Origin of the sequence: Muriicola sp. (genome assembly GCF_041567615.1) — a bacterium.
Lineage (GTDB): Bacteria > Bacteroidota > Bacteroidia > Flavobacteriales > Flavobacteriaceae > Muriicola.
In genome coordinates, this window is the sequence record NZ_JBFGBM010000159.1 from 1 (window position 1) to 6,531 (window position 6,531).

The window sequence follows — 6,531 nt, forward strand, 5'->3', positions numbered from 1 at the left end:
ACCAGGGTGCTGAAATTCTCATTTCCGCTCGCAACCCCAACAATGGTTTCGGGAACGGCAGGTGTTTTTTTAACGTTGATATTTTCTGTCATCTCGGTTCCGCTAACCTCTTCGGAATTTTTGTCTTTTTTTGCTTCCCCACAGGAGATCAAAAACAACCCTGTCAGGAATAATACGTTACATACTTTCATTGAAATAGTTTTAGATTCATAGGGAATATACTGATTGAGGCAGGAAGGAGTTATTAAATAATGTTTAAATTTATCCTTAAATAGTTAAACAATATTAAAACTGGGATCTCAAACGCTCATGAGGCCTGTATTATAGAGTAAAAGACGCAAAAGAATCGCCTCCTTCTTTGTATTTTCGTAGAACTTCAATCCTGAGAACATGAGAAAATTCACGTCAATTACTGGCATTCTATTTGCGATTCTCGTCCTCGCCTGTAAATCCGGAAATAAGGAAAATGCTGCAGATGAAAAGATGCCCCAGGAATCAACCCTCACTGGGGAAGAAGTGACCTATTCAACGGATTCTACTTCCATGAAGGGATATCTCGTCCATGATAAGGCCTTCTCAGGCAAAAGGCCGGGTATTCTGGTCGTGCACGAGTGGTGGGGCCACAATGAATACACACGTGAACGCGCGCGAATGCTGGCAGAATTGGGTTATACAGCCCTGGCTGTAGACATGTACGGTGACGGAAAACAGGCCCTGCATCCTGATGATGCCGGTAAATTCTCCGGGATGGTCATGAGAAACATAGGTGCAGCCACAGCCCGGTTTGACGCTGCCCTGGAACTCCTGAAATCCCAGTCGACTGTAGATTCAACAAAAATTGCTGCCATAGGCTATTGTTTTGGCGGCAGTGTGGTCCTGACGATGGCCAATGCCGGGAAAGACCTCGATGCGGTAGCTGCTTTTCACAGCGGAGTGCAACTGCCCGTCATGCCCAACGAGGGTATCAAGGCCAGGGTTCTGGTTTGCAATGGGGCGGCAGACCCGTTTGTCTCTGAGGAATCCATCGCGGCCTTTAAAGAAGCAATGGACGCTTCCGGGGCCGATTATGAATACATTGCCTACGAAGGAGCCCAGCATGCATTTACCAGCAAGGATGCGGATTCTCTGGGCCAAAAGTTCAATCTGCCACTGGCCTATCAGGAAAAAGCAGACGAAGAATCATGGCAGCAATTGAAGGAACTATTAAATGAAACATTTAATAAATAGTTTATATATAATTTAAAAACAACAAGATAAGATGAAATTTACTAGAAAAGCGAACGCGCAATGGTTTGGAGGCGGCAAAGATGGCAAGGGACAACTCACCACCGCCAGCACGGTATTGAACAAGACCCAATATTCCTTCAGTACCCGATTTGAAAATGGGGTAGGCACCAATCCTGAGGAGCTCGTGGGAGCGGCTCATGCAGGATGTTTTGCCATGAAATTGAGCTTTCTGCTGGGAGATGCCGGCTTTACCCCTGATGAATTGAATGTTGATTCGACCGTTCTCTTCGAAGACGGAAATGTCACAGAAATAACACTCGACCTCAAAGGGAAGGTCCCCGGGATTGGGAAAGACCAGTTTGCAGAGGTTGCCAGGCAGGCCAAAGAGACCTGTCCGATCTCCCAGTTATTAAAGGCTAAGATCAACCTGAACGCAAGTTTGGTCTGAAAGGATGCGGACCGACGTGCTAATTATGGGCCTTCGGGCCCTTTTTTTATGGGGATCAGGAAAGATACCATTCATCGAAAAGTCTTCGAATTATTATGGTATCCGTTTAAGATACAATAGTTTAGGGGTCCTTTTAAAACAGGATAATTATGAAAACTAACTTTATTTATGCTTTTATTCTGGGGGTGTTGATCCTGACAAGTTGCTCCAAGTCTGAGTCAAGCTCCCCTGAAATGGGATCCCTGTCCATACAGCTGACAGATGCCCCTTTTCCCCACGACATGGTGGCGGAGGCGAATGTGACCATTTTCAAGATCGAAGCCCGTTATCATGGAGATGATGAGGATTACGATGGAGAAGGGGAGGAAAATTCCGGAATGGATGACGATTCTCAGTCGTCCTTTGTCGTCCTGATGGACGAAGAGATTACGGTCAACCTGCTCAACCTTACGAACGGGGTTACAGAAACCCTTGTAGATATGGATATTCCGGCAGGAGTCTATGACCTGTTCCGCGTGTATGTAAAAGATGCCAGCATTGTTCTGGATGACGAAGACGGCACGACGTTCGACCTGAAATTTCCAAGCGGAGAATCGTCAGGAGTCAAGATCTTCATCGACCCTCCACTGGTGGTAACCGGGGGTTTATCTGCAGACCTGTTGTTCGACTTCGATGTGTGTAAATCCTTTGTTCCAAGGGGTAAGATAGGTACGGCAAACTTCAACGGTTTTAACTTTAAACCCGTGATCAAGGTAAGCAATCTCACCACCTCGGGAACCTTACAGGGAATGATCACTACTCAGGGGGAAACTGAGGTCCTGCCTCTTGACGGAGCCCAGATCACTGTCTTTCAGGCCGGGGAAGAAGTGACTTCGACCTTTTCGGATGAGACCGGAGGCTACGTTGTCATGGGGCTTGAGGCCGGTATGTACGATATAAGCGTAGAAATTGAAGGCTATGATTCACAAGCGCTGGAAGGAGTTCTGATCGACGCTGGGAACAGAACTACGGCCAACTTTGAGTTGCTGCCCTCCGAGTAACCAAAACAAAATATTTTTGATCGAGAATGCGGGTCCCATGGGCCCGCATTTTTGTTTGATGTTGATTGAGCCCTGATAAGAAAAGGCATGGGTGAAATATGGCAAATAATGATTACTTTTCTTTGATAATCCACACAAATCAAACCCTCAGATATGAAATTACAGGGACAGCATATTTTAGTTACAGGGGCCTCCAAGGGCATCGGTTTTGCCATTGCCGACCATCTGCTGCAGCACAAGGCCCGGGTGGGCGTACACTTCTATTCGGGAGAGTCGGCCGCCCACTCCCTGGCTTCCCGATACGGTGAAAAGCAGGTGAGTACCTTAAAAGCCGACCTGTCTAAAAGCGAAGAAGTTCCGGGACTCTTTAGCGCAGCCCTGGATACTATGGGTTCCATAGACACTCTGGTGCTCAACGCAGGGGTGTTTATCCCACATCCCATGGACATGGAAGTGAAAGAATGGTTTCGCGTATGGAAACAGACCCTGGCGGTAAATCTGGACTCAGTGGGCTTACTGACCAAGTTAGCCCTGGACTACTTTATGGAAAAGAAAGAAGGCAGGATCATATATATCGGAAGCCGGGCAGCCTTCAGGGGGGAAACAGAGGAGTACCTGGCCTATGCAGCCTCTAAAGGCGGACTCACTTCCCTGGCCCGAAGTGTGGCGAGGTCCTTTGGGAAATACAATATCAAAGCCTTTGTTGTGGCCCCCGGGTTTACTCGCACCGCCATGGCGGAACAGTTCATCGGGGAGTATGGCGAGGCCCGTGTCCTGGAAGAGCTCTCCCTCAACGAATTGACCGAGGCTACGGACATTGCCCCCCTGGTGGGGTTTATGGCCAGCGGGGCCATGGATCACGCTACGGGTACTACCATAGATATCAATGCCGGAAGCTATATTCACTAATACCCCTGAGACCCCCCTCGGCTCGGTAAGAAATGCATGCCGTTCGGACAATATTTACGCAACTTCGTCCTAACTAAGGCCATTTGCGTTACGGGAACCGATTTCTTTGTGAGCGTTCATCGATAACTTATAACGATAACCAACTGACCAACCCGAAAAAGAGCGTCCTCAAGGCGCTCTTTTTTGATGTAACATAACTTTTTTCAAACCTCATATAAAACTGTTGAGCCCTGACTATCAGGATAATTCACTATCTTGTATAGTGATTAAGTGGGCATATATATTTTTGTTTAACCAACCTAAAACCAACTCTATGAAAACCTTCAATCACTCCACTCGTACATTTTTCATCCTTTTGTGTTTGTTAGTCTTCACCACCTGTAAAAAGGAAAAAGATCCTGTTATAGTTACCCTTACCGTTAATACCTCCCAATTAGGAGAGCAGCTGGCAGACCCACCAGGCTGTACTCTTTCGGCCACTCCTTCATCCGTAGTGATATTCGATGATGGAAATCCGAAAAATTTCACAATCCTGGTTAAGGACGGAACGGAGATAGAATGGGAGGGAGTCACCTCTGATGGAGGCGATGTAGATATAAAAAAGATCATCTATAAAGGAGGGACCAATATTTTTGACAAGGACAGCATCCCCGGGATAGATGACAAGGGCAAAGAAAAAGTCAAGGTGAAAGTTAAAAGGAAAACTGCTCTAAATAATGATTATGTATACAAGATCAAGTTCAAAGTAAAGAATAAGGAAGGGATTCAAATGATCGATCCGAAGATACAGGTCAATTAGACCAGGGCAGGAAAGGATACCTAGATTCGGGGTTTTAAGAACTCCGAGAGCTTTTTCAAAATTGTCAATTGCCACCTATGCCACCCAGAGTGTATATATTATTGGTCATATGTCTCCTGTGGAATCCCATAACCGCACAGGAGGTACATCATATCACGCTAAGAATAGATACAAAGAATTTTACTCCAGAAAAAGCGCTTAGCTGGGCGGTGGGAGACAACTCCCGAGTATTGAATACGGGTAAAGGAGGGGCATTTACCGTCCTGGCCAGCGTAGGTGATCACATTCACTGGGAGGCAGTCTCCTTATCAGACCGCGATGTCCCCGTTAAGATCCGGCATGTGAGGTACGTTAAAGGTCCCAGGATCTTCAGCAGAAATCTTATTCCCGGAGGTGAAGAGATGCAGGCCACCGTCATAAGGGGCGGGGAGGAAGATTATATGTACGATCTGGTCTTTCGGATTGGGCATTCGGACCAGGATCACGTTACCCGTTCCTGTATTCGGATCATCAATTGATTAAGCTTTCAAAAACGCGACACCCATGGTGCAATTCCGTTCATGTTCTGATCATTTATTCAAGACATGCCTTGCGTTGTGCTGGATGTTTTTGTTGGGATTGAACGTTAACGCTCAAAACAAACGCATCTCGGACAGTCTTATAATTATTTACGAAACTGAGAATTACGAACCAGAGGATCTTATTGGCCTCCTTGAGGAGATCGCTGCCAAAAATCCAGATCCTGATGAGACCCTAATGTATTCCGATTTGCTCCTCCAGAAAGCCTTTGAATACGACTCCATCAGGGGAATCTATAAGGCATATCTCCAAAAGGGCAATGCATATGAAGCCAAAGGCGACCTGAGTAAATCCCTGGATTACTATTTTAAGGCTGTTGATAAGATCGATGAATTGGGAGATCGAAAGGAAATGGCTAAAATGTATATTGCCATCGCAGGGGTTTACGATGGCCTGGGAAGCAGGAAGAACAGTATCGAGTATTATTTTAACGCCATTGAAACCCTGAAAGATGTAGACCGGGAAGCTTACGCTGTTTCCATAGAAAACCTGGGTGATATGTATTTGGGGTGGCAGAAACCGGATTCAGCTTTGGTGCTCTTTGAGCAATCAGGTAAGATCTTCAATGAACTGGGAAATACAGAGTATATCGCCTATAATAAAGGAAACACAGGGTTGGCCTATGCCCAGAAAGGGTTGCATGATGCGGCTGAGGCGAATATCAGTGAGGCCGTAGTCATCCTTGAAGAGATAGGTAACTACAGGCCTATCACCACCTATCTCACCTTCATGTCCGACATTTATGCAGAGCGGAATGACTGGGATTCGGCCTTTGATTATTCCCTAAGGGCCTTGAGGTTGGCTGAGAAGCTGGGGATCAAGGCCGAGATCAGTGAGGCCTATCTCAAGCTCTCTGAACTTTATGAAAAGACCGGGTACCCGGCTGCAGCCCTGAAATACTACCGGAATCATATCTCTTTCAGGGATAGCGTACAAAACGTCGCGGCCGTTCAGGAAGTTATGAACAACGAGTTAGACAGATCCAAAATGCAGATCGAACTTCTGGATCAAAGGCGAAAGACTCAAAAGATTATTGTGATCGCCACAGCCATTGCCCTATTTCTGATCATACTCTTCGCCATAAGCCTGATCCGGAGAAATCGGTTTATCAGGAGGACCAATGCCATCATCGAACTGGAAAGGGACCGGTCTGATAAATTGCTTTTGAACATCCTCCCGGAAAAAACAGCAGATGAATTGAAAAAATTTGGGGCTGTAAAAGCGGACAAACTGGAATCTGTCACCGTGCTTTTCACAGACTTTCTCTCCTTTACCAAACACTCGGAACGAACGGATCCTGAACTGCTCGTGAATACCATAGGCACCTATTTCACAGCCTTTGACGACATCGTGGAGCGTTACGGTCTCGAAAAGATCAAGACCATAGGGGATTCCTATATGTGCGCCGGAGGACTGCCTGAACCCCTGGGGGACCACGCCCTGAAAATGGTACAGGCCGCTTTTGATATCATGCACTTTGTCGAGGAGAGGAGAGCGAACCGGGATGAAGGCGAGCCTGAATTTGATAT

7 protein-coding genes and 1 pseudogene are annotated in these 6,531 nt (G+C 46.5%); 7 read left to right on the forward strand and 1 reads right to left on the reverse strand.

The window, feature by feature from the left end; genetic code table 11:
- Positions 1–191, reverse strand: a pseudogene (locus ABYP73_RS10525) (fasciclin domain-containing protein); the annotation flags it as partial.
- Between the two features lie 199 nt (positions 192–390).
- On the opposite strand from ABYP73_RS10525, the gene ABYP73_RS10530 reads away from it, so the two are divergent.
- The 7 genes from ABYP73_RS10530 to ABYP73_RS10560 all read left to right on the forward strand — a co-directional run.
- Positions 391–1,227 (forward strand): dienelactone hydrolase family protein, encoded by an 837-nt coding sequence (locus tag ABYP73_RS10530; protein WP_372945498.1) that lies wholly within the window; start codon positions 391–393, stop codon positions 1,225–1,227.
- Positions 1,228–1,258: 31 nt separating this feature from the next.
- Positions 1,259–1,675 carry an OsmC family protein gene (locus ABYP73_RS10535; protein ID WP_372945499.1) on the forward strand — a complete coding sequence of 139 codons (417 nt, stop codon included), beginning with the start codon at positions 1,259–1,261 and terminating at the stop codon, positions 1,673–1,675.
- 149 nt (positions 1,676–1,824) lie between these two features.
- Complete coding sequence (locus tag ABYP73_RS10540; RefSeq protein WP_372974292.1) at positions 1,825–2,715, forward strand: DUF4382 domain-containing protein; 891 nt, start codon at positions 1,825–1,827, stop codon at positions 2,713–2,715.
- 153 nt (positions 2,716–2,868) lie between these two features.
- Complete coding sequence (locus ABYP73_RS10545; protein ID WP_372945501.1) at positions 2,869–3,624, forward strand: SDR family NAD(P)-dependent oxidoreductase; 756 nt, start codon at positions 2,869–2,871, stop codon at positions 3,622–3,624.
- A gap of 313 nt (positions 3,625–3,937) precedes the next feature.
- The gene (locus ABYP73_RS10550; RefSeq protein ID WP_372974293.1) at positions 3,938–4,423 is read left to right on the forward strand and encodes a hypothetical protein; all 486 of its coding nucleotides are present in this window, start codon (positions 3,938–3,940) and stop codon (positions 4,421–4,423) included.
- Positions 4,424–4,500: 77 nt separating this feature from the next.
- Positions 4,501–4,941 (forward strand): hypothetical protein, encoded by a 441-nt coding sequence (locus tag ABYP73_RS10555; RefSeq protein ID WP_372974294.1) that lies wholly within the window; start codon positions 4,501–4,503, stop codon positions 4,939–4,941.
- Positions 4,942–5,035: 94 nt separating this feature from the next.
- On the forward strand, positions 5,036–6,531 hold a 1,496-nt coding region (locus ABYP73_RS10560), incomplete at its 3' end, for an adenylate/guanylate cyclase domain-containing protein (protein ID WP_372974295.1).

Bases quoted from the DNA above. Each gene is read 5' to 3' on its own strand.
- ABYP73_RS10530 (WP_372945498.1), top strand. From the start codon at position 391: ATGAGAAAATTCACGTCAATTACTGGCATTCTATTTGCGATTCTCGTC.
- ABYP73_RS10535 (WP_372945499.1), top strand. From the start codon at position 1,259: ATGAAATTTACTAGAAAAGCGAACGCGCAATGGTTTGGAGGCGGCAAA.
- ABYP73_RS10540 (WP_372974292.1), top strand. From the start codon at position 1,825: ATGAAAACTAACTTTATTTATGCTTTTATTCTGGGGGTGTTGATCCTG.
- ABYP73_RS10545 (WP_372945501.1), top strand. From the start codon at position 2,869: ATGAAATTACAGGGACAGCATATTTTAGTTACAGGGGCCTCCAAGGGC.
- ABYP73_RS10550 (WP_372974293.1), top strand. From the start codon at position 3,938: ATGAAAACCTTCAATCACTCCACTCGTACATTTTTCATCCTTTTGTGT.
- ABYP73_RS10555 (WP_372974294.1), top strand. From the start codon at position 4,501: ATGCCACCCAGAGTGTATATATTATTGGTCATATGTCTCCTGTGGAAT.